The sequence below is a fragment of the Streptomyces virginiae genome (genome assembly GCF_040638905.1).
Classification (GTDB): domain Bacteria; phylum Actinomycetota; class Actinomycetes; order Streptomycetales; family Streptomycetaceae; genus Streptomyces; species Streptomyces virginiae_B.
The window spans coordinates 85,145-106,969 of sequence record NZ_JBEZYV010000008.1 but is presented as its reverse complement, the minus strand read 5'-3'; the positions used below and the strand labels follow the sequence as shown (position 1 = coordinate 106,969).

At 72.5% G+C, this 21,825-nt stretch carries 18 protein-coding genes and 1 pseudogene; 4 read left to right on the top strand and 15 right to left on the bottom strand.

Annotation, left to right across the window (positions count from 1 at the left end):
• Positions 1–28 precede the first annotated feature (28 nt).
• From AB0F82_RS14040 to AB0F82_RS38665, 13 genes and pseudogenes are all read right to left on the bottom strand, one after another.
• A complete protein-coding gene (locus tag AB0F82_RS14040) occupies positions 29–289 on the bottom strand; it encodes an Imm49 family immunity protein (RefSeq protein WP_362626827.1) in 261 nt (86 codons plus the stop codon).
• Positions 290–350: 61 nt separating this feature from the next.
• Positions 351–485, bottom strand: a pseudogene (locus AB0F82_RS14035) (hypothetical protein); the annotation flags it as partial.
• 177 nt (positions 486–662) lie between these two features.
• Entirely contained in the window at positions 663–1,448 is a 786-nt protein-coding gene (locus AB0F82_RS14030; protein ID WP_362626824.1) for an immunity 49 family protein, read from the bottom strand.
• Positions 1,449–1,507: 59 nt separating this feature from the next.
• Positions 1,508–2,362, bottom strand: a complete 855-nt coding sequence (locus AB0F82_RS14025; RefSeq protein ID WP_362626821.1) for an immunity 49 family protein — start codon at positions 2,360–2,362, stop codon at positions 1,508–1,510.
• A 17-nt stretch (positions 2,363–2,379) separates the two neighbouring features.
• Positions 2,380–5,241, bottom strand: a complete 2,862-nt coding sequence (locus AB0F82_RS14020; RefSeq protein WP_362626818.1) for a hypothetical protein — start codon at positions 5,239–5,241, stop codon at positions 2,380–2,382.
• Entirely contained in the window at positions 5,238–5,666 is a 429-nt protein-coding gene (locus AB0F82_RS14015) for a DUF6507 family protein (RefSeq protein ID WP_356810219.1), read from the bottom strand. Before AB0F82_RS14015 ends, AB0F82_RS14020 begins: the two co-directional genes overlap by 4 nt.
• Positions 5,667–5,738: 72 nt before the next feature.
• Positions 5,739–6,053 carry a pore-forming ESAT-6 family protein gene (locus AB0F82_RS14010; protein WP_356810218.1) on the bottom strand — a complete coding sequence of 105 codons (315 nt, stop codon included), beginning with the start codon at positions 6,051–6,053 and terminating at the stop codon, positions 5,739–5,741.
• A 57-nt stretch (positions 6,054–6,110) separates the two neighbouring features.
• Positions 6,111–6,443 carry a hypothetical protein gene (locus AB0F82_RS14005; protein ID WP_356810217.1) on the bottom strand — a complete coding sequence of 111 codons (333 nt, stop codon included), beginning with the start codon at positions 6,441–6,443 and terminating at the stop codon, positions 6,111–6,113.
• Positions 6,444–6,573: 130 nt separating this feature from the next.
• Positions 6,574–7,992, bottom strand: a complete 1,419-nt coding sequence (locus AB0F82_RS14000; protein ID WP_362626814.1) for a DUF6177 family protein — start codon at positions 7,990–7,992, stop codon at positions 6,574–6,576.
• 16 nt (positions 7,993–8,008) lie between these two features.
• The gene (gene eccCa / locus AB0F82_RS13995; RefSeq protein ID WP_362626811.1) at positions 8,009–11,983 is read right to left on the bottom strand and encodes a type VII secretion protein EccCa; all 3,975 of its coding nucleotides are present in this window, start codon (positions 11,981–11,983) and stop codon (positions 8,009–8,011) included.
• 2 nt (positions 11,984–11,985) lie between these two features.
• Complete coding sequence (locus tag AB0F82_RS13990) at positions 11,986–13,326, bottom strand: MinD/ParA family ATP-binding protein (protein WP_362626808.1); 1,341 nt, start codon at positions 13,324–13,326, stop codon at positions 11,986–11,988.
• A 21-nt stretch (positions 13,327–13,347) separates the two neighbouring features.
• Positions 13,348–14,703: a type VII secretion integral membrane protein EccD gene (gene eccD / locus AB0F82_RS13985; protein ID WP_362626805.1), complete on the bottom strand. Its 1,356-nt coding sequence runs from the start codon at positions 14,701–14,703 to the stop codon at positions 13,348–13,350.
• A gap of 109 nt (positions 14,704–14,812) precedes the next feature.
• Positions 14,813–15,208: a hypothetical protein gene (locus AB0F82_RS38665; RefSeq protein WP_390079922.1), complete on the bottom strand. Its 396-nt coding sequence runs from the start codon at positions 15,206–15,208 to the stop codon at positions 14,813–14,815.
• A gap of 301 nt (positions 15,209–15,509) precedes the next feature.
• Here AB0F82_RS38665 and AB0F82_RS13975 point away from each other — a divergent pair, with 301 nt between their 5' ends.
• The 3 genes from AB0F82_RS13975 to AB0F82_RS13965 all read left to right on the top strand — a co-directional run bounded on the left by AB0F82_RS13975 (position 15,510) and on the right by AB0F82_RS13965 (position 17,967).
• On the top strand, positions 15,510–16,031 hold the full coding sequence (locus AB0F82_RS13975; RefSeq protein ID WP_362626802.1) for a GNAT family N-acetyltransferase: 522 nt from the start codon (positions 15,510–15,512) through the stop codon (positions 16,029–16,031).
• A 56-nt stretch (positions 16,032–16,087) separates the two neighbouring features.
• Positions 16,088–16,603 (top strand): SigE family RNA polymerase sigma factor, encoded by a 516-nt coding sequence (locus AB0F82_RS13970; RefSeq protein WP_362626799.1) that lies wholly within the window; start codon positions 16,088–16,090, stop codon positions 16,601–16,603.
• 86 nt (positions 16,604–16,689) lie between these two features.
• Positions 16,690–17,967 carry a hypothetical protein gene (locus AB0F82_RS13965; RefSeq protein ID WP_362626796.1) on the top strand — a complete coding sequence of 426 codons (1,278 nt, stop codon included), beginning with the start codon at positions 16,690–16,692 and terminating at the stop codon, positions 17,965–17,967.
• Positions 17,968–18,134: 167 nt separating this feature from the next.
• Here AB0F82_RS13965 and AB0F82_RS13960 read toward each other — a convergent pair whose 3' ends face one another.
• Positions 18,135–18,506: a VOC family protein gene (locus AB0F82_RS13960; protein WP_356810209.1), complete on the bottom strand. Its 372-nt coding sequence runs from the start codon at positions 18,504–18,506 to the stop codon at positions 18,135–18,137.
• Between the two features lie 89 nt (positions 18,507–18,595).
• Positions 18,596–20,326 carry a bifunctional 3'-5' exonuclease/DNA polymerase gene (locus AB0F82_RS13955; protein ID WP_362626793.1) on the bottom strand — a complete coding sequence of 577 codons (1,731 nt, stop codon included), beginning with the start codon at positions 20,324–20,326 and terminating at the stop codon, positions 18,596–18,598.
• A 201-nt stretch (positions 20,327–20,527) separates the two neighbouring features.
• On the opposite strand from AB0F82_RS13955, the gene AB0F82_RS13950 reads away from it, so the two are divergent.
• Positions 20,528–21,709 carry a DUF2786 domain-containing protein gene (locus AB0F82_RS13950; RefSeq protein WP_362626790.1) on the top strand — a complete coding sequence of 394 codons (1,182 nt, stop codon included), beginning with the start codon at positions 20,528–20,530 and terminating at the stop codon, positions 21,707–21,709.
• Positions 21,710–21,825 lie beyond the last annotated feature (116 nt).

Sequence of the window (21,825 nt, the reverse complement as noted above, 5' to 3'; positions counted from 1 at the left end):
GCCACCCTACTCAGGCCCCCGGGCGGGCCTACGTGGGGAACCCGCCGCACCAGGCGTGTTCGAGCAGGCATTTCGGGACGAAGGGCGACTCGACGCCGAACGGCAGTTTCCCGTCGTAGGCCAGGCATGCCATGGCGAGCGGCGCCAACACGACCGCGCCGTCGATGTCCTGCGTGCGTTCCTCGGTCAGCGTCCAGTAGCCCTTGTGGAGGTTCAGCGCCTCCGTGAGGGCCGGGCCGAAGTCCGCCACCCCCGGCCGCCGGAGCCAGTAGGACTGCTGTACATCCACTCAGTGGGTAGTAGAACTCCTCGTAGGAGTCGTCCGCCGAACGCAGTCGCTCCAGCGGAATCTCGCACATCTCGGTCATCCGGCGCTGCTCACGGCAGATGACGGCCAGCCAGAAGGCGAGAACCAGTTGCCCGCATCGGCGAACGGCTGGCGGCCGTTGGCCTTGAGGGTCCGTGTCCTTCCGCTGATGAAGCACTCCACGGCCCCCACGCTCGTGCGGGGGGACCTCCGCTCAGGAGCGGACCTCCTCGTCCAGCACGCCGCCGAGGCCCGCTCCCGCACGTCGAGGCGGTCGTCTTCCGGTGGATCGGCGCCCGTAGAAGCACCGCGAACCACGCTCCGCTGTCCGTTCGTCCGAGCTTCCTGGATCTGGCTACGTCGGGAACTCGCCCACCCAGTCGCGGGTGAGGAGGTGGTGGGGAAGGTATCCCGATTCCACGTTGACGGGCATCCCGCCATCGTGTGCGTGGCAGGCGAGGGCCAGAGGAGCCAGAGCGAGGTGTCCGTCGGGCTTCTCTGCTCGCTTTTCGTCGACGGTCCAGTAGGCCTTGTGGAGTTCGAGTGACTGTACGAGGAACTCGTTGAAGCCGTCGGCGTTGTTGGTGATCAGCAGGTGGAAGAGGTTGACGGGCGGTGCCAGCACGGTCTGGAGCAGGCCGTGCGGGGTGAGGGTGGCGGCTTCGGGCTGTGACATCTCGACGGCGAGGGTGAGTTTCTCCACCAAGGCGGGGCCCTGGAGCCAGTAGGTCTGGAGAGCGTCCACCCAATGCCAGACGAAGTTGTCGTAGCCGCTGGATGCGATGCGGTTGAGCGGAACCTCTGCAAGGGTGTTCAGCCGTTCCCGATCGCGGCACACCATGGCCAACCAGAAGGTGGTCAGCCACGTACCCAGGTCGGCGAAGCTCGCCGGGCCCTGGGCCGGCAGGGTGCGCATCGCACGGTTGATCCGACACTCCACGGTGCCTTCATCCGTGCACACGGTGGCGAACACGGCCGACCCGAGCTGCAGCGTGTTGACCACGGCCTCCCATGTCTCCAGCCGCTCCGCGGTCGGATCCACGGTGCAGCGCGCCCCGAGGTGGAGGAGGGCGTCGTTGAACACCATGGGGAGTGAATTCGGGTACTCCTCCAGCTCGTCGATGTCCCGAGCGAGACTCACCCAGAGACGCTCGGCCCACTCCTCTTCCGTGGAACCCGGGGTGAAATGCCGACTCACGGTCACGCGTCGAACTCGCCGCGCCAGGCGAAGTCGAGGAGGGCCTCGGGGAGGTAGTCCGTCCGGGTCTCGATCGGGATGCCGTTGGCCTTGGCCAGGCAGGCCATCGCCAGCGGGGCGATGGCCACGACACCCAGGATGTTGCGCGCACGGTCCTCGTCGGCGGTCCAGTACTCCTTGTGCCACCGGACGGCGTCGGCCAGCGCCTCGTTGAAGCCGGCGGCGTCGTTGCGCAGGTACCGGTAGAGCATCATGATCGGCGGGTACCGGAGCTTGCCCATCTCCTCTGCGTCGATGACGCGTGCCTGGTCGGGAGCGCTCAGGTCCACGGCGCGCACCAGGTGCGTGCGCAGGTCGTCACGGCGGAGCCAGAAGCTCTGGAGGGTCTCCACCCAGGCGTAGGTGTACTCGTCCAGGGCTCCGCCGAAGTCGCGCAGCAGGGACACGGGCACCCGGGCCAGCATGTCGAGGCGGGCTGCTTCACGGGTGATGACGGCGAGGTAGAAGGCGTCGAGCCAGGTGTCCGCGTGAAGGTAGGTCTGCGGTCCGGTGGTGGTGAGGTGGCGCTCCTCCTGGCGGATCTTGCAGGTGACCGTCTCCCGTTCGGGATCGGTGGCGGCGAAGACGGCCGAGTGGACCTGCATGGCCAGCAGCCAGGATTCCCACGTCTCCAGCATGACGGAACCGGGGTCCCCCACGGTGCGGACGAGGGCGACGTTCAGCGACTCCATGACGGCATCCGACCTGGAGCTGTGCGAGGTCTCGATCCCCTCCAGGGCTTGGGACAGCGACTCCTCCATGACGGGAACCACCGCCGCCATCTTGTCCTTGCGATAGTCCTGGCGAGGCACGATCACGGACGGTGTCTCCTTTGTCATATCTTGAAGAATTCGAGGACGGCCCCAGCGTACTTATTGCCGCCGTCCGTGGCCTTGACCATGCCGTACTCGAGGTTGCCGTTGTCCAGGGCCGTCTTGAGTTCCGTGGCAAGTTCCGCGTTCGTCCACACCTTGCCCGCGGCATCGGTCACTTCCAGGTCCGGCCGGCGCTTCATCTCGGCGATGATCGTCCGCAGGTACGGCTCGGTTCCCTGCTTGACCATGAAGCCCTTGGCCGGACCGAAGCCCTTGCGCCAGAGGAGACTGGACGAGGGCGCCTTCGCCTCGATGACCATCAGCTTGCCGTCCGGGCGGCGGTACAGCTGGTCGAACATGTTGGCGCCGTTGGGCGTCTTGGGCAGCGGCTGCTCCACCGAGCCGGGGAACCTCTCCGGGACCACGTGCAGCCGTGCCGCCTCCTCGCCCAGGCGTTCCGAGAACGAGGTGTTGTTGGAGGTGCCCTCGCCCCATCGCTCGGTCATGCGCGTGTCGAAACGCTCCTGCGCCTTGGCCAGTTCGGCCAGCGTATCGGCGGTGGGAGCGTTCTTGTGCGCACGCTCGGCGTTGGCGAGGTCCACCGAGACCTTGCGGTCCCGGGCGACGTCGTCGAGGTGGTCGATGGCGGGATGGTTCTCGTCGCGGACGAGCGGGTCCTTGCCGAACTTGGTCTCGGAGCCGGCGGACGGGAGACTGTTCTTGGAGATCCAGGCCCCGTCGCTGTCCTTGGCCAGGATGGGCAGCTCGACTCCGTCGATCTTGGTCTGGACGCTGTGACGATGCCCGTCCACCCGGTAGTACTGCTCGAACCACGCCTTGTCGTCATTGGCCTTCTGGACGAACTCGTCCTGCTTGGCCTTGACCTGCTCGGGGGTCAGCTGCTGCCCGGACGTGGGGGGCGTCGGCCCGCCGTCCTGACCGCCGCCCGGGGACGTTCCGTCGCCCGCTCCGCGGGCCGCGTCGTCGCCCAGCTGCGGGATGTCGTCAAAGCCGTTGGGACCGCGACCGCCCAGCGGATCGTGGGTGCCGCCCGTGCCGCCCGTGCCGCCCGGGCCGTCGCTGTGGGTGGCTCCGGAGCCCGGGCCGTCCGCGTGGGTGCCGGCCGTGGACGGGGAGTCCGGGCGGGTGCCGCCGGGGTTGTTGAGGTCGTTGCGCGGCATGTTGTCCGGGGCGTGGCCGCCCGGGGTGTGGTCGCCCGCGTGGCCGCCCGGGGTGGTGTCGGCGCCGCCTCGGCCGCCCACGCCGGCCAGCTCGTGTTCAGGGACCCTGACGGGGGCGTTGTCGATCGCGTGGACCGGGTCGGAGATGTCGGAGCCGAGGCGGACGGCGTCGTCGCCTCCGCGGCCGCCGACGCCGGCCAGTTCGCGTTCGGGGACCTTGACCGTGGCGGGGGAGTCGACCTTCGGGGCGTCGGTCCGCGGGACGTCCGCGCCCGCGTCCGGCTTGCCCGTCGGGGCGTCCTTGACGGACTGGTCCAGGGAGCCGTCCGCCTTGAAGATGTTGCCGTCGGGGTCCATGAACTTCGGCGGGCCGTCCACCGGGAGCTTGACCGTGCCCGGCGGGAAGGTCGTGGTGCCCTCGGGGAGCTTGATGTTGCCGTCGGGGAGTTTGATCGCGCCGTCCGGGACGGCCGAGCCCGACGGGAGGTGGATCGCGCCGTCGGGGAGGTGGATGGCTCCCTCGGGGAGGGAAACCGCGCCGTCCAGGTTGATGTTCGGGACTTCGACCTTGCCCATGCCCCTCAGGCCGGCCATCACGTCGCCGATCTTCGAGAAGCCCGCGCCCGCGCCCTTGAAGATGTACGTCATCGGGTCGATCGCATGGCCGGCCTTGCCCGCGAACGACAGGGTCTTGGCGACCGCGCCCGCCTTGCCGGCGCCGGAGACGGCGCCGCCCGCGCCGCCGGTGAAGATCGTGGTCACGACGTTGAAGGTGACCGCACCCGCCGCGCGGGACGGGTTCGAGCCCCACTGGTCCCAGGCCAGGAGCGCCTTGCCCGTCTCCTTCATCGCCGTACGCGAATCCCGCAGCCACGAGGGCAGTTTGTCGTCCGGCGCGGCGAGGAAGAGGGGGCCGACGCCCGGGATCGTCGAGATCGCCAGGCCGGTGCCCAGCTTGGCCAGGCCCGTCCAGGACTGCTTGAACACGTCCCAGCCCTGCAGGCCGACCAGGCCGCCCAGGCCCTTGAGGGTGCCCCAGACGCCGTCGACGACGATGCCCTTGCCGAATTCCCAGGCGTGCTCCCACACCTGCCACGCGGGGATGGACTCCTCCACCGCGTCGCCCCACGGCAGGGACTTGGACTGCTTCATCGCCTCGGCGTCGTAGCCGTACATGTCCTTGGCGTTGGAGCCGTCGTTCACCCGCAGCGGCTTGCCGCCCACCAGTGCGACGATCTTCGCGTAGGCCGCCCGTTCCACTTCCTGGAACTCGGCCCACACCTCGGCGATCTCGTTGCGGCGATCGAGGTTCTCGTCGATCAGGTCGCCGTCTTCACGCCACTTGTCGTCCTTGTCCGTCTTCTCGCGGAACGCTTGCGCTTCCCGCTTGAGGTTCTCCAGCTTCTTGACGATGGGCGCGGCGTCGCGGGAGTACGTGCCGAGTGCGCCGGCGATCGTGCACATGTCGGAGCTGAGCTTCAGGCCGAGGTCGGAGACGGGCTTCGTCGTCGCGAAGAGCTGGTCCGCCTCCGGCGCCTGGTAGAACGCCTGCAGGCCGCCGAAGCTCGTGTGGACGTCCGACGCTTTCGTCGAGACCGTGGCCCCGCCCGACGAGATCGCCTTCACCTTCTCGTCCAGCGTCGGCAGATGCCCCGTGAAGACCGGCACCTCGGCCGGGTCGACCGGCGCGTTCCCGCTCACTTCTTGGCCCCCGTCTTCTCGCGCAGGATGTCGAGGTTCACGGACCTGGCCGCGTCCTGGGCGGCCTTGGCCTGGTCCAGGTCGCCCTCCAGGTACTCGTTCGTCGCCGCCACCGCGCCGAGGATGCACGCCTCGATCCGCTCGGCCATCGACTTGAACTCGGGCTTGCGCGCCGTCAGGTACTCGCCCAGCGCGGCCGCCACCGGGCCCATCGCCTTCTGGGACAGGGGCGGCGCTCCCACGGGCACCGGGCCCTGCAGCTTCGTCTCCGCCTGCGAGCCCGGGACGGCCGTCCCCGCGGCTTGGGCCGCCTCCGACATGGCTGTGAGCAGCGCGTTCAGGGCCTTCTCCAGCTCACCGGCGTTCCCGCCGACGGTCTTCAAGTGGCCCTGCACACCCTGCGGCTTGATGTCCCATGACGTCATGGACGACCCACCCCCGTGAACCCGACTTCCCTACTGACCCGCTGACCCGCTGACCCGCAGAAACGATCCTGCTCAGCCGATGTTGTCGACCGCGGCCTTCGCGCGCTGCAGCGTCTGGCGCGCCGTCGCGTCGTTCTTCTCCAGCGTCGTGTTCAGCAGCTGGATGATGTTCTTGACCTCCTGCGAGGCGTTCTTCCAGCGCAGTTCCTTGGCGTGGTAGTCGTCCGCCACGCCGTCCGCCGCGAAGTCCGACATCGCCGCCGCCACCTGCGCCTCACGCGCGGCGATCACCTGCTCCAGCTGGCCGATCACGCCCTTGATCCCGCCCTGCACCTCCGTCGAGGCGCCCACGTCGTACGCACGACGGTCCGTCCCACCACTCGACATGCCAACCACACTCCCCGTTGAAGTTGAAGAAAGAAGAAGACCCGGAACCCCGCGGGCTCAGCGGCCGCGGAAGCGGGCGGCATCGAAGTTCGCCGAGCCCTGCGTCTGACGGGCGTTCTCGCCCTGCTCCTGGTCACCCGACCCGAACGCCTGCTCCATACCCGACTGGCCGCCCAGGATCGCCGCCAGCGAAGCGTTCAGCTCCTTCGCGATCCCGTCCGCCCGCAGCTTGAACGAGTCGAACGCGACCTTGCCCTGCCCCTGGAACTTGCCCTCCAGCGGCTGCGCCGCAGCCACCAGCTGCTTGACCAGCGACCCCAGGTCGGTATTCGAGTTACGCGACCCCGACATCAGGTTCGTCAGAACCTGAGTTCCCATGTCGAACTTCATGCCACACTCCCCCGCACTCTCGAGCGATCAACAATCAGCCATCAGTATGACCAGTTCTATCAACATACATCGCACCTGCAACTAGCAACGAGCCAGTTGTGACTCACTCATGACAAACCGCCAGGCATCTTCACGAGCCCTTCAGATGCCTCGTCAGCCGCTCGAAGACCGCCCACCCCGTCAGGTCCGACGGGTCCCCCGGCAGGGGGTAGTAGTAGCCGGGGCGGGACTTGGGTCCCAGCCGCACCGGCGGTTCGGCCAACGGCGTGTGCCGGGCCCGGTCGTCCGGCATGCCGCGCACCTCCTCCGCACCCAGTACGAAGGCCAGCGGCACCCCCGGCCCCTCGAAGCGCGGCGGTACCAGCAGATCACGTCGGGCTTTGCGGAGCTGTACGAGCATCGACTGGAGGCGGTGGCGGGTGACGAGGGCCTCCGCGACGCGCGGGAGGGCGTCCAGCGGCGGCTCCTCGCCGTCGCCGTAGCCGAGCGCCATCGTCACGGTCTCCTCGACGCCCGCCTTCGTACGGCTGATCCGCACCGTGGCCAGTCCCGGCCGCTCCGGGCTGCCGACGACCACGAACCACGTCGGCTCGGGGGCCCGCGCGAACGCCACGTCCGTCAGCCGGCCGGGCGACCAGGGGAGGTTGGCGGGCTCGGCCGTGCCCCACCCGGCCGGCGGGGCGCCCGTCAGCTCGCGCCACGCCGTCTCCAGGGCCCCGCCGAGGACCAGCCGGTCGTCCGCGGGGTGGATGGTGCGGAAGGTGAGGGCCAGCTGCCGTTCGCCCGTGTTCACCGCCTCCTTGTACGCGCCCGCGACCGGTGTCCGCGGGTCCTCCTCGGTGGCGTCCGGTGACACGAGCGTGGCGAACATGCCCTCCTGCCAGCGCAGCACCGCGCCCGAGAGGCCGTCGTAGTAGCCGTCCCGCTGGTCCTGCACGACCCACCGCGAGGGCCAGTCCGGCATGTTGGCGAGCACCGCCGGGGACAGCACCGTTCCGGGCGGGGTGACGATCTGCAGGCCCCGCTCGGCCGCGGCGGCGGCCCGGAAGGCGTCGGAGAGCCAGGCCGTCATCGCGACGACCGGGCGGTCCATGATGACCACGGCGACGTTGTGGGTGAGCACGTCGACGGCGGGCTGCGCCGCGGCGGGCGTCGGGGCCACGCTGATCCCGTCGCTCTCCACCACCGCCACCGACCGCGCCGCCTCCGGCGGCCAGGCGCTCCCCCCGGCCAGCGAGGACAGGCGGGCCGCGAAGGTGCCCGCGAGGCGTTCGGCCTCGGGTACGCCCGTGGTGGCGCGGGCCTCGGTCCACCAGTAGGGGACGCGCGGCGGGGTGGCGCCGAGCAGCCGTTCCGCCTCACCCTCGACCTGTACGAGCAGGGGAGCCTCGACCGAGACGAGCGGCCGCCCCTGTTCGTCGCAGAGCTGGATGACCGCTCCCTCGCCGGCGGTGTCCACCAGCTTGTCGGGGCCGCCGGAGAGCAGACCCGCGAGCACCGTCCAGGGGGCGGGCATCTGCTGGGTCAGGGCTACGACGTCCTTGGTCATGTGGTCCCGCCGCCTTTCACTCGGGTGCGTACACGGTCTGGATCAGCCGGTTGGACTGGCCCCTGCGGACGAGGACGCCCCGGCCGGCCGGCTGCTGGGAGGCGTACACCCCCGGGAACAGCTGGCCCTCGCTCCGGTCGCCCGCCATGACGACCGCCGAGGCCCCCGATTCGCGCAGGCCCTGCACCAGCGGCTCGTACATTCCGCGCGAAGCGCCCGCGACGCGGCGCGTCAGGACGAAGTGCAGGCCGATGTCCGCCGCCGACGGGATGTAGGGGACGAACGGGGCCAGCGGCGACTGTCCCGCGGTGGTCAGCACGTCGTAGTCGTCGACGAGGACCACGATCCGCGGCCCACCGCCCCAGCTGCCCGGCTCCAGGTCCTCCAGCGGGGCGCTGTCGTCGGGCATCCGCCGCTCCAGCTCGGTGGCGATGCCCGCGGCCAGCCCCGCGCACATCTTGGCGTTGTAGGCGTAGCCGCCGTTGAACTCCTCCGGGACCACGCCGCGCAGGCTGCGCCGCGGGTCCATGATGGCGAAGACCAGCTCGTCCTCGCCGTAGCGCTCGATGAGACCGCCGGCGATGGTCTTCAGCAGGTTGGTCTTGCCGCACTCGCTGTCGCCCATGACCAGCAGGTGCTGGTCGTGGTGGAAGAGGTCGAGGAGCACGGGCGCCAGCGCGCTCTGGTCGAGGCCGATCGGCACCCGCTTCGGCTCGGCTACCGGGCCCGGCAGCAGGTGCGGCTCCAGCACGTGCGGCAGTACCCGCACCGGCTGCGCGGCGTCGCCGCTCCAGGTGGCGCGGATCGTACGGGCCGTGCGCTCCAGGACGGAGCCCAGCTCCGAGGTGTCGGTGAGTCCGTCGGTGCGGGGCAGCGCCACCTGCGCGAACAGCTTGCCGTCGGTGAGGACGCGGCCCGGCTCGTCGGGCGCGAGGGTCTCGGCGAGTTTGCGCTCGATGCTGGACTCGCTGGGGTCGTTGAGGCGCAGCTCGACCCGGGTGCCGAAGTTCGACTGGACGGCGATGCGGACGTCGTTCCAGCGGAGCATGCCCGCGACGACGTGGATGCCGTAGCCGCCGCCGCGCTTGAGGATGTCGACGACGGCGTCGTCGAGGTCCTCGAAGTCGTCGCGCAGCGCGCCGAAGCCGTCGATGACGAGGACGATCTCGGCGGAGGCCAGCTGCGGCAGCCGGCCGGCCGCGTGCAGGGTGCGCAGCTGCTCGACGGAGTCGATGCCGTGCTCGCGGAAGAGGTCCTCGCGCAGGGCGAGCATGGTGCGCACCTCTTCGACGGTGCGGGCCGCGCGCTCGCGGTCGGCGCGTCCCGCGATCCCGCCCACGTGCGGCAGGCCCGACAGCGCCTGGAGGCCGCCGCCGACCAGGTCGAGGCCGTACACGCCGACCTCCTGCGGGGTGTGGGTCAGCGCGAGCGAGAGGACCAGGGTCCGCAGCAGGGTGGTCTTGCCGGACTGCGGGCCGCCGATGACGGCGGCGTGGCCGCCCGCGACGGTGAGGTCGAGGTACCAGCGGCCCTGCCACTGCTTCGTCGGGTCGTCGAGCAGGCCGAGCGGCACCGCGAGCCGGTCGCGGCGCTTGGCGAGCTGCATTCCGCGCACGCCCACGTCGAGGGGGCCGGCGACGGAGTCCAGGGAGATCGCGTCGGGCAGCGGCGGCAGCCAGATGCGGCGCACCGGACCGGCGGCGTGCTGCAGCTGCTCGACGATGACGCCCATCTCGGTGGGACCGGTCTCGCGCCGGCGCGCCGAGGGTTCCTGGCCGCCGGTGCCCTCCTTCTCGGACGGGGAGTTGAAGGCCCCGTACTCCAGGGCGAGCGGGCCGCTGTCCTCGTCCTCGGCGCGCTGTACGGGGCCCCGGTAGGCGCCGGAGACGTAGCTCGCCTTGAAGCGTTCGTAGTGGCTGGTGTCGACCTTGAGGTAGCCGAAACCGGGCAGCGGCGGGAGGTGGAAGGCGTCGGTGGTGTCCAGGACGGTGCGGGACTCGTCGGCGGAGAAGGTGCGCAGGCCCAGCCGGTACGAGAGATAGGTGTCCAGGCCTTTGAGCTTGCCGCCCTCGATGCGCTGGCTGGACAGCAGCAGGTGGACGCCGATGGACCGGCCGATGCGGCCGATGGACAGGAACAGGTCGATGAAGTCCGGCTTGGCGGTGAGGAGTTCGCCGAACTCGTCGATGACGACGAACAGGTGCGGGAGCGGGTCCAGGTCGGGCCGGCGGTCGGCGCGCAGCGCGGCGTAGTCACCGATGTCGGCGACGTTGCCGGCGTCCTTGAGGACCTGCTGGCGGCGCTTGACCTCGCCGGCCAGCGAGGCGTGGACGCGCTCGACGAGCCCGGCCTGGTTCTCCAGGTTGGTGATGACGCCGGCGACGTGCGGGAGGTCGGCGAACGGCGCGAAGGTCGCACCGCCCTTGTAGTCGACGAGGACCAGGGCGAGGTCCTCGGGCGGGTGCGTGGCCACCAGGGCGAGCACGAGGGTGCGCAGCAGCTCGGACTTTCCGGAACCGGTCGCGCCGACGCACAGGCCGTGCGGGCCCATGCCCAGCTCGGAGGACTCCTTGAGGTCCAGCAGTACGGGCTCGCGGGCGTCGCTGATGCCGATGGGCACGCGCAGGAAGGCGCGTTCGCCGCGCGGGGCCCACAGGCTCGCCAGCTCCAGGCGGGCCACGTCGTCGATGCCGAGCAGGTCGGCGAAGTCGACGGGTCCGGACAGCGGGGCGTCGATGAGGGACTCGGCGGACAGGCGCAGCGGGGCGAGCATCCGGGCGAGTCCCTCGGCGAAGGGGATGCCGACCTCGTCGACGGTGCCGTGGGCGCTGATGGGCTCGTCCTGGCGCAGGTCCTCGATGAGGACCTGGTCGCCGTCGACGGTGATGCGTACGCCGACGTGCCCGGGCTCCTGGATGCGCTGTTCCAGCAGGTGCAGGACGGTGACGCCCATCTCGCGCAGGCCGACCGCGTCGTCGGGGCGCGGCAGTTCGACGGCGTCCTCGCCGTGTCCGTCGGTCACGACGAGCAGCCGGGACGTCATGGACAGGGCGTCCTTGCCGGACAGCCCGCGGCGCACTTCTGCGGCGTAGGAGGCCCGGCGGCGCAGCTCGGGGCCGATCTGCCGGGCGAGCTGGTCCGCGGAGGGGGCGATGCGGCGGGCGGCGACGGGGCCGTCCAGCTGCTCGGTGTCGAGGAGGTGCGGCATCCACTTGGCCCACTCCCAGTCGGGGAGCCGGTCGCCGGGCACGGCCAGTGCGATCGCCACGTCGTCGGGGGCGTGCATGGCGGCGGCCTGGACCAGCAGGGCGCGGGCGACGCGCAGGCAGTCCTCGCGGGGGCCGATGACGCTGACGTTGCCCACGCGGTCGAGCGGCACGGTGAGCGGGAGTTCGGTGCCGTTGCGGAAACGGGCGGTGAGCGCCGAGGCCTCGTTGAGCATGAAGCGGTCGGGCGGCGTGAGGACGGAGGAGCCCTGCTGCCCGATCTGGAGGTCGCGTACGGGCATCTCGCCGGTGCCGACCCGCACGCGCAGGAAGTCCCCGTCGGCCCGGCGGCGCTCCCACAGCCGGGCCGGGTCGCGGACGATGTCGTACAGGGCGTGCGGCGGCGGGTTGAGCACGTCGGCGTGCTCGCCGCGTTCGCGTTCCTCGGCGGAGAGCTCCTCGCGCAGGTCCTCCAGGTAGGCGAGGTAGGCCTCGCGCTGGGTGCGGCGCGTGCGCTGGGCCTTGCCGCGCTGCGAGAAGACGAGCGCGACCGAGCCGACGATGGTGACGACGAGGATCAGTGCGCCGAGCGCGGCGAACTGGCTGTTGCGGACGACCGTCATCATCACGACGGACGACATGACGCCGGCCACGGGCAGCAGCGACATCGCGATGCTGCCCGCCTTCCCCTCGGGGAGGTTGGGCGGGGCCTCGATGGTGCGTGCGGCGGGCGGCGCCGGGGGCCTGACGGTCCGCGCCGGGCGGTGGATCAGTCGGGTACTCATCGTCAGTGGCGGTTCTGGGAGAGCTGGAAGACGTCCGCGGCGAGCCGGGCGGCGGTCTGCCGGGTCGAGTGGGCGAGCAGTTCGGTGCGGATGTGGCCGCCGTCCGCGAGGTGGCGGTCGTAGGGCAGGACGTGGACGCTCGGCCCGGCCGCCTCCAGGGTGCGGACCGCGTCGGCGAGGTCGACTCCGCAGTGCGGCGACTGCTCCGTGATGACGACGGAGGTGCCGGCCAGCATGTGCGGGGGCAGGCCCTGCATCCACTGCAGGACCGCGTACGTGCTGCTGACGCCGTCCAGGGTGGCGGGGGTGGCCAGGACGCGGGCCTGGGCGGCGGACAGGGCGACGCGGGCGACCTCGGCGGGGAGCGTCTCGCAGTCGACGACGGTCACGCCGAAGTAGCGGCGCAGCGCGACCATGGCCCGTTCGTAGGAGGGGGTGTCGAGCATCGCGCCGATCTGGCCCTGGCTGCCGGGCAGCAGCCAGGCGTTGTCGCGGAGCTGGACGAGGTAGCCGGTGATGTCGAGCAGCGACATCTGGGGCTCGACGATGCCGGCGACGTCGCCGGTGGTCCAGCGCAGGGTCTCGGCGCCGAGCCGGATCGGCAGGGAGCCGAGGGCCGGGTCGGCCTCGACGAAGAGGACGGGGTCCTGCCGGTAGTGCGCGTACGTGGTGCCGAGCAGGGCGGCGACCGTGGACTTGCCGGCGCCGCCGCGGATGGAGGTGACGGCGATCTGGCGGCCGGTGGTGACGGGCTGCTGGAGCAGTTCGGCGGCGCGGGTGGCTTCGGCGACCTCGCGGGCGGCCGACGAGGAAACGGTTCTCCGTACGGCGCGCAGGACGCGGGCGGTGAAGGGCTCGCCGTGCCGGGGCTTGCGGCCGGCTCCGGAGAGCTGCCGGTCCACGGCGGGCTTGGAGTCGGGGGTACGGGCCCGCTGCCCGTGGCCTGCGGCGGCGTACGCGGCATGCGGCTGCTGGAGCGGCTGCTGCTGCGGCTGGGGCTGCTGGGGCTGCTGCGGCTGGGCCTGGGCCTGGGCCTGGGGGTGCGGGTACGGCCGGGGCTGCGGCGGGAGGCTGCCCTGGGGGCCGGCGGGCGCCGGGGCGGCCGTGCCCGCCCCGGGGTGCGGGTGCCCGTACGCGGGAGCCTGGCCGGGAACCTGCCCGCCGGGAACCTGCCCGCCGGGGCCGGCCGCCGGCCGCTGCCCCGCACCGGCGCCCTGCGGCCCGGCCTGCGACCCGGGGCCCGCGCCCTGCGACCCGGCGCCCGGGCCCTGTGCGGCGCCCGGCTGCGCCGCGCCCCGGAGGTCGCGCAGGACGTCGCCCTGCCAGTTCTCTGCGTTCGGCATGTCTGCCCCTGCCCCTCTTCCTCAGAACTTGTTGAGCAGCTGCCCGTACACGCCGAACACCCCGACGGCGAGCGGGAAGAGCCCCACCATGCCCACCGACTCGACGAGGTCGGCCGTGCGCCGCAGCCGGACCTGCACGTGGTCCGGCGGCTGCACCGCGAGGGCGAGCAGCGGCAGCAGCGCGGCCACGACCAGCACGGCGAGCGGACCGGCGCCGCCGTCGTGCCCGGTCCACAGCATCACCAGGCGTACGACGAGCAGGGCCGCGGCGGCGATCAGCGCCACGACCTCGGCCACCAGCGGGAACGCGCGCGCCCTCGACAGCAGTACGACGGCGACGAGCGACGGCAGCGCGACCGTCCACACGGAGGGCTTCTCGGCGAGCGTCAGCAGCCAGCCGGCGGCCGCCGCGGAGATCGCGGTGACGATCGTGGCGAGGGCGAGCCCGCGGTGCGTGGCGGCGAGGGCGTTGCCCACCTCGTGGCGGCTGACGGAGGCGCCGCCGGAGCGGCGGTCGTCCAGGGCCGTGAGCCCGGAGGCCATCAGGGCGAGCCGCGGCAGCAGGCCGAGCAGCACCACGGAGACGAGGGCCATGACCGCGCCGAGCCGGGCCGGGTCGTCCTGGACGGCGGCGACGGCCTCCCACAGGGCGGTGATCCCGGCGGTGGCCACGGCTCCGAAGAGCCCGCCGCGGCCGAGCGGCGAGAAGTGGCCGAGCAGTGCCAGTGTCAGGACGAGTGCGCCGGCGACGGCGGCGAGCCGCGCGGTGCCCGGCCAGTCGTGGGCGTCCGCGGCGGTCCACGCGGTGAGGACGCCCAGGCCGCCGGAGGCGAGCAGGAGCGCCGTCGCGAGGCCCCGGTTGCCCTGGCCGATCCGCGAGACGAGGGCGCCGGCCGCCATCAGGACCAGCGTGACGGCGGCCAGGCCGCCGGCCAGTGCTCCGAGTGCGAACTCGTGCCGGGCGAGCAGGGCGGCGGTCACCGTGAAGGCGACGGTCGCCACGCCCGCGCTGCCCCGCCGGGCGGCGGGACGCCAGCGCCAGGCCTGGAGGTCGAGGTCGTCCGAGACCAGGTCGGTGACGTCGTGGACGACGGGGGCGGGCGGTGCGGAGTGGCTCCTGACCAGGCGCAGGACGGCGCCGTCGGCTATGCCGGCCGTCGCGAGCGTGCTGTCGTGCGGCAGCGCGGAACCGTCCGGCGCGATCAGCTGACGGGTCAGCGGCCGGGACGCGGCCCGGTCGTCGAGCAGCTGGAGTATGTCCGGGAGCAGTTGGCCGATCGGGGTGTCGGACGGCAGGACCATGTCGGCACGGCGCCGCTCGCCGATCAGGGTCACCCGGCTGAGTTGCGCCCGGGAAGTCGTTGCTGTGCTCACCACTTGCGGGAACCTATCATCGCGGGTTTGCGACCTTTCGGGGCCAAGGGGTACATGGCGCTGCTGCCGGACCGTGAACTCTCCCGGATCTGCACGCCTGATGCTTCTTCCTCTACGACTGCACCGGTCCCGGCGACTGGGCCGAGTGCGAGGGCGTCGGCTGTGACGTCTTCTTCGGTGGTTTCGGGGACTTCGACGCGGACGGGCTCACCGGAGCGGACGGCTGCCGCGATGTGGTGGGCTGCCCGTACGGCTGCAACTGCCCCTGCTGTTGCTGTTGCTGCTTCTGCTGTTCGGCCTTCTGCTTCGCGAGGGTGTGCTGGACGAAGGACCAGCCGACGCAACCCGCGCACAGGACGGCCGCGATGGCGATGCCCGCGAACAGCTTTCCCAGCCGCTCGTCCGCCGTGCGCCGCGCCCGCTGGGCGCCGAAGAGCAGGGCGTCCCTCATCCTGCGGCGGCGTACCGCCACCGACTCCAGAAGCTGGCTGTCGTAGTCCCGTGCCATCTGTCGTCCGTCGCCCCAGTCCCGGCTCGTCGAGCGCCCGCCACCGCTCCAGGGCGCGGCTCCTGAGCGTGCGCCATGCCGAGCCCCCGTGTTTTGCCTCTGCAACATAGAGCATGTGTGCGGATCGAGCACATCCGGACCGGGGAGTGAACCGGGCACGCTGCCGGCCCGGCCCGCGACCGGGCACTGAGGGGCGCTGAGGCGCACCGACCGGGCGGCGCCGGCGGCCACCGGCGGCAACGTCCGTCGTAGCGTGGGCGCTTCGAGGCGGCGCGCGCCACACACACCCCAGGGAGAGCACATGACCGGTCAGGCGGCACAGCAGGTCGAGCAGTCCATCCAGGACGGTCCGGACGTCGTGGTCCGCACGGCCGGCGAGGCGGACGTCGAGACGGCGGCCGCGCTGTTCCGCGGTTACCTCGACTTCTACGAGGTCGACATCGAGGACGCCGACGCCCCGCGGGCGTTCCTGGCGGAGCGGATCGCGAGGGACGAGTCCCTGGTCCTGCTCGCCGACGTGGCCGGCGCCGGTACCGTCGGCTTCGCGCAGGTCTACCGCGCCTTCTCCTCCCTGTCGTTGACGACCGCCTGGATCCTGAACGACCTCTACGTCGCCCCCTGCGGCCGCCGTACCGGCGCCGGCCGGGCGCTGCTGCGCGAGGTGCTGCGCCGGGCCCGCGCCGCCGGGGTGGCGGGCGTCCAGCTGGAGACCGCGTACGGCAACACGGTCGCGCAGGGGCTCTACGAGGCGGAGGGCTTCGTCCGAGAGGAGTTCCACGTCTACTTCCACGACTTGGGCGGCGTGACTTCGACCGAGGGGTGAAACATTCCCGTACGGCCGTCGCGTCAATGGGGTGGGACGGACGCGAGGGGGAGTGGATGCGACAGGGTCGCAGGGACGGGTTCCGTGAATTCGCGGCGGGCCGGTCGGGGCACCTGTACCGATCGGCCTGTCTGCTGGCGAGCGGGGACACCCATCTCGCGGAGGACCTGGTGCAGGAGACCCTGGGCCGGATGTACCTGCACTGGGGCCGGATCGCCCGTGTGGACAATCCGGCGGCGTACGCGCAGACGGTGCTGGTGCGGGCCTACCTCACGCACCGGCGCCGCCGGTCGGCGGGGGAGCGCCCGGTCGGGCGGTTCCCCGACACGGGGGTCGTGGCGACGGGCGGCGGCGATCCGGCGCTGCGGATGACCCTGCTGGAGGTGCTGGGGCGGCTGGCGCCCAAGGACCGGGCGGTGCTGGTGCTGCGCTACTGGGAGGACCGCAGCGTCGAGGAGACCGCCGACGCCATGAACGTCAGCTCGGCGGCGGTGCGTACGCGTACCTCCCGGGCGCTGGCCCGGCTGCGGGAGGAGCTGGGCGGCAGCCTCGGCGCCTTCGCGGAACTCTGAGGGCGCCGAAGGCGCCGAACCCTGCACCCCCTGCGCGCCCCCTGCACCGCCCACCCCCACCCTTGAAGCGGAAGGTCTAGTTCCTCATGCCCTTTGAAGATGATCTCGGTGCGGCCCTCCGGCAGGCGGGGGACGGCTTCACGGCCGACCGGCACGCGCTGGTGAACGCCGGCGAGGAGCGCGGTCGGCGCCTGGTGGCGCGCCGCCGGGCCGCGGTGGTCGGCGGATCCGTGCTGGCCCTGGCCCTGACAGCGACGGCCGGCGCCTACGCCGGCGGCCTCCTCGGCGGCGCGGGCGGCGCGGACGGCGTCGCGGTCGCCGCGGCGCCGACGCAGGACGGTGGTTCGGGCACGGACGGTGCGCCCGACGCGGGTGCCGGGAACCCGAGGGTCGGCAGCGGCGCGGTCACCGGGGAGCAGATGATCGCCCATCTGAAAGCCGCCTTGGCGGGCGGGCAGTTGACCGCCGCGACGGGACGCGGCACGGACAGCGACACGGGTCCGGCGGCCTCCGGCGTGTACGACGACGGGAAGGGCAAGGCGGCCGTCGGCGTCGCCCTCTCCCGGGTGGACCCCGACGGCAGCCACGCCGGCCAGCTCACCCAGTGCGGGGACAAGAACCTCCAGGGCTACGACGACTGCCGGACCGAGAAGCTGCCGGACGGTTCGAAGCTGCTGATCCACAAGGGGTACGAGTACGCCGACCGCCGGGTGGACACCAAGTGCTGGCGGGCCGTGCTCGTGACCCCGCAGGGCTTCATGGTGGCCGTTTCGGAGTGGAACTCCCCGGCGGAGAAGGGCGCGGGCATCACGCGGCCCGACCCGCCGCTGGGCAGTGAGCAGCTGAAGGCTCTGGCCACCTCGCCGGCATGGCTCACGGCGCTCAACGACCTGCCGGCCGCCGAGCGGGAGCCGGTCCGGCAGGGTGGCGAATCGGGCGCGGCGCTCAAGGACCGCAACGCCGGCGACGCCCTGGAGTCGCTACTGGCGCCGTTCGGGATCCCGATCGCGTCCAAGGGCGGGCAGGAGGAGTACGGCTACGCCGTGCTCGACGACGGCAAGGGCAAGTCCCTGGTCCAGCTCAACGTCTCCAAGGGCGAGAGCACCTCGGGCTTCGCGGGCGCCGACGTCACCGTTCTGCCCGACGGCACCAGGGTCAAGGTCACTCAGGGTCCCGGCGAGAAGGGCAGAGGCGTGGCCCAGTGGACCGTGGCCACCCTGCGCGAGAACGGCGTCCGCGTGACGGTCTCCGCCTTCAACGCCGCCAACCAGAGCGGCGCCGCCACCCGCGAGACGCCCGCGCTCACGCTGGACCAGCTGAAGCAGATCGCACTCGCGCCGGGCTGGAACCGTGACCGCAACTAAGGGCTGTCCCGTAATCCCCGGCGGGCGCACGACGACAGCCACGGCACCTCGCCGCGTTGTCGGAACGCCCGGATACGCCCAGTATCAAGACGCTCCTCCGCCTTGCGATGCACCGCATCTGACGCCGTGCGCTGATCCACCGGGGATTACGGGACAGCCCTTTGGGGTCAGGCCCCCTCGGGAGTGATCAGGCAGAAGGGATGGCCGACGGGGTCCTCGTAGACGCGGTAGCCGATCGGCTTGTCCGAACCGTCCAGCAGCGTCGCACCGAGGGCGAGCACCTGGGCCTCAGCCGTATCGAGGTCCGTGACCAGCACGTCGATGTGCATCTGCTGAGGACGCGCGGAATCCGTCCACCGAGGTGCGCGAAAGTCGTCCACCCGCTGGAAGAGGACCACCGGTGCGCCCGCCGCGTTCTGAAGCACGACGAAGTCGCCCGTGTCCGCCCGCCGCGAGAGCGACAGCAGCTTCTCGTAGAAACCGGCGAGCTCATCCGGGTCGGGGCAGTCGATGACCACGGTGTACAGGTGTCCGATCATCCGGCTCACTTTGCCACTGTCCGCGAGCGGGCCGAACGGCAGGTGCCCGGCCCAAAGTTGAAGAACAAGAGGCCTGGCTGCGGGAGGAGTCACTTGGCGTCGGCGTAGCACTCCACGACCGCCGTCGTGAACGGGAACCGGACCGGGGTGTCGCCGAAGGCGATCCGGCCGGCCCGGTCGCCGGCGGCGCGGATCGCCTCCACGACGGCGTCGGCCTCCTCGGCCGGGCAGTGCACCATCACCTCGTCGTGCTGGAAGAACACCAGCTCCGCGCGCATCCCGGCGGTCGCCTGCCGCAGGGCCGCGAGCATCAGCAGGGCCCAGTCGGCGGCGCTGCCCTGGACGACGAAGTTGCGGGTGAACCGGCCGCGGGCCCGGGTGTTGGTGGAGGCGTAGCTCGGGGTCCAGCCGTCCTCCCGGTCCCGGGAGGTCCCGGCCCCGCCCTCGGGCTCGCTGCCGCCGGGGTCGACGCCCCCGTCGCCGGCTTCGTAGCCCTCGCCGGAGCCGGCGGGCGGCGGGCAGGTGCGGCCCAGCCAGGTGCGTACGAGCCGGCCCTCCTCCCCGGCCTTCGCCGCGTCGTCCACGTACGCCACGGCCCGGGGGAAGCGGCGGCGCAGCGCGGCCAGGTTCTTCAGGCCGTCCCCGGAGGTCTGCCCGTAGACGGCGCCGAGCACGGCGATCTTGGCCTTGTCGCGGTCGCCGGAGAAGCCCTGGCGGGAGACGGCCGTGTAGAGGTCCTCGGGCCGGCCGGCCACCTCCATGAAGGCGGGGTCGCGGGAGATCGCGGCGAGCACGCGCGGTTCCATTTGGTCGGCGTCGGCGACGACGAGCCGCCAGCCCGGGTCGGCCACGACGGCCCGGCGGATCACCTTCGGGATCTGCAGGGCCCCGCCGCCGTTGGTGACCCAGCGGCCGGTGAGCGTGCCGCCGGGAATGAACTCCGGGCGGAACCGGCCTGCGTGGACCCAGTCGCCGAGCCAGCTCCAGCCGTGGGCGGTGTAGATCCGGTACAGCTTCTTGTACTCGATCAACGGCTCGACGGCGGGGTGGTCCAGCTCCTGGATCTCCCAGCGGCGGGTGGACTTCAACTTGATCCCGTCCTTGGCGAAGGCCTTGATGACCTCCGCGGGCAGGTCGGGGCGTACGCGTCGGCCGAAGGCGGCCGAGACGCGGTCGGCCAGCTCGGCGAGGCGCCGGGGCTCCCCGCCGCCCGCGTACCGCTCGCCGAGCAGCTCGGCCAGCAGGGCACGGTGCACGTCGGCCCGCCAGGGCAGGCCGGCCCGGTTCATCTCGGCGGCGACGAGGAAGGCCGCGGACTCGGCGGCGACGAGCAGCCGCATCCGGTCGGGGTGCGCGGTCGCGTCGAGCCGCCCCGCCTGGTCGGCGTGGACGGCGAGCAGGGCGTCGAGGGAGAGCGGGGCGGGCTGCGGGTCGAAGAGCGAGTCCTGGGCGCGCGGGTCCGCCGCGCGCTGGGGCGGATCGGGCGGCACGGGGGCGTTGTTCAGCCGCGCCCAGGCGGCGGCGGCCGAGCGGGGCTCGCCGGAGCGGCCCTCGTGGCCGAGGAGCAGCAGCTCGGCGTCCTCGATGTCGTGGCACCGCTCGACGCGGACGCCGGCCGCGAGCAGGCGCGGGTACACGGCGGCGGTGGACCGCCAGATCCAGCGGGTGCCGGCCGGGGCGCGGCGGATCGCCTCGGCGGGATCACGGACGCGGAGCGGGGCCGCGTCCGCCCGGGTCGCGTCCGCGGGGTGCACGGGGGCGGCGTGCCACCACCCGTCGCCGTCCTCGGCGAGGGCCCACCGGGGAGTGCGGTCGCTCATGGGTGCGAGTGTCCCACCGGGGTCCGACAGTGGCGCCGCGCCGGGCCGGCCCCCGCTCCGCGCCTCGGGTGCCGGCGGCCGTGGCGGTCTTGGCGCCGGCTCCGGGGCCGGACGCGGGGAGCGGCCCGGCGCGCACCGCCCGCGGAGCGAGGCCGCCCGCCGGGCGGGGGACGCGAAGGCGGACATGCCAAGCTGAGAGGTGTGAAAGACCTTTCCGAGACCGTCGACCGAGCCTTCGCCGCAGCCCTCTACGCCCAGGACGACGCCGGGCTGGACACCGGGGCCTCGCTGCTCGTCGCCGATTCCCGGAGCTGGCCCGGGGTGGGCTGCGAGCTGCTGGCGCGCGGGGAGGCGTACGTACGGCAGGGCTGGGAGCGGGGCTGGCAGCCGGCCGACGTGCTCCGGCTGGTCCGCCGGGACCTCGACGAGCGGCACCTGCGGATCACCGGGGACCTCATCGCCGCCGAAGGGCGCCGCTACGCCCGGCTCCCGGAGCGCTGGAGCACCGCCGAGGTGTGGTGGAAGAGCGACGAGGAGTACGCCGACGGGCTCGCGCAGCGGGAGCGGGCCGACCGGTTCACGCTGGCGACCGCCTTCCTGGAGGTGCTGCGGCTGCTGATCCGGCTGCCCTCCGTCGAGCCCGTGGGTCCGCTGCCCGGCGACCCGGTCGACGCCCTCGCGGAGCACGCCCACATCGAACCGCGCATGCTGGCCCGCATCCGGGCCCTGCTCGCCAAGGCCGAGGCGACCACCTACCCGGAGGAGGCCGAGGCGCTGAGTGCCAAGGCCCAGGAGCTGATGGCCCGGCACACCGTGGACGAGGCCCTGCTGGCCGCGCGCGGCGGCGGCCCGGCGCGGGTGCCGGCGGCCTGCCGGATCGGTGTCGAGCCCCCGTACGAGGAGGCGAAGGCGGTCTTGCTCGACGCGGTGGCCACCGCCAACCGCTGCCGGGCGGTGTGGAACAGCGGCTTCCAGTTCTCCACGGTGGTCGGCTTCGAGAGCGACCTGGAGGCGGTGGAGCTGCTCTACACCTCGCTCCTGGTGCAGGGGACGGCCGCGATGACCCGCGCCGAGGCCGCGCAGCGGTCGGGCGGACGCAAGCGGACCAAGACCTTCCGGCAGTCGTTCCTGCTGGCCTACGCCAGCCGGCTCGGCCACCGGCTCGCCGCGACCGCCGAGCACACGGCGACCGAGGCCCCGGACAACCTCCCGGCCCTGGTGGCGCGCGACGTGGCGGTCACCTCCCGGGCCGAGGAGATGTTCCCGCGGACCACCACGACCCGGCTCCGCGGCGCCACCGACCACGCGGGCTGGGAGGACGGCACGGCGGCCGCGGACCGGGCCCACATGGGCGGCCGCCGCCGCCCGCTCCCCAAGTCCTAGCGGTGCGAGAGCGCCCCGTTCTGCGGTGGGGCGGCGTCAGGGGGCCGTACCGGCGGATTCGGTGTGGGCGGTGTGGACGGAGCGGGGGGACCGGGCCGGCGGGGCAGCCGGGCTCG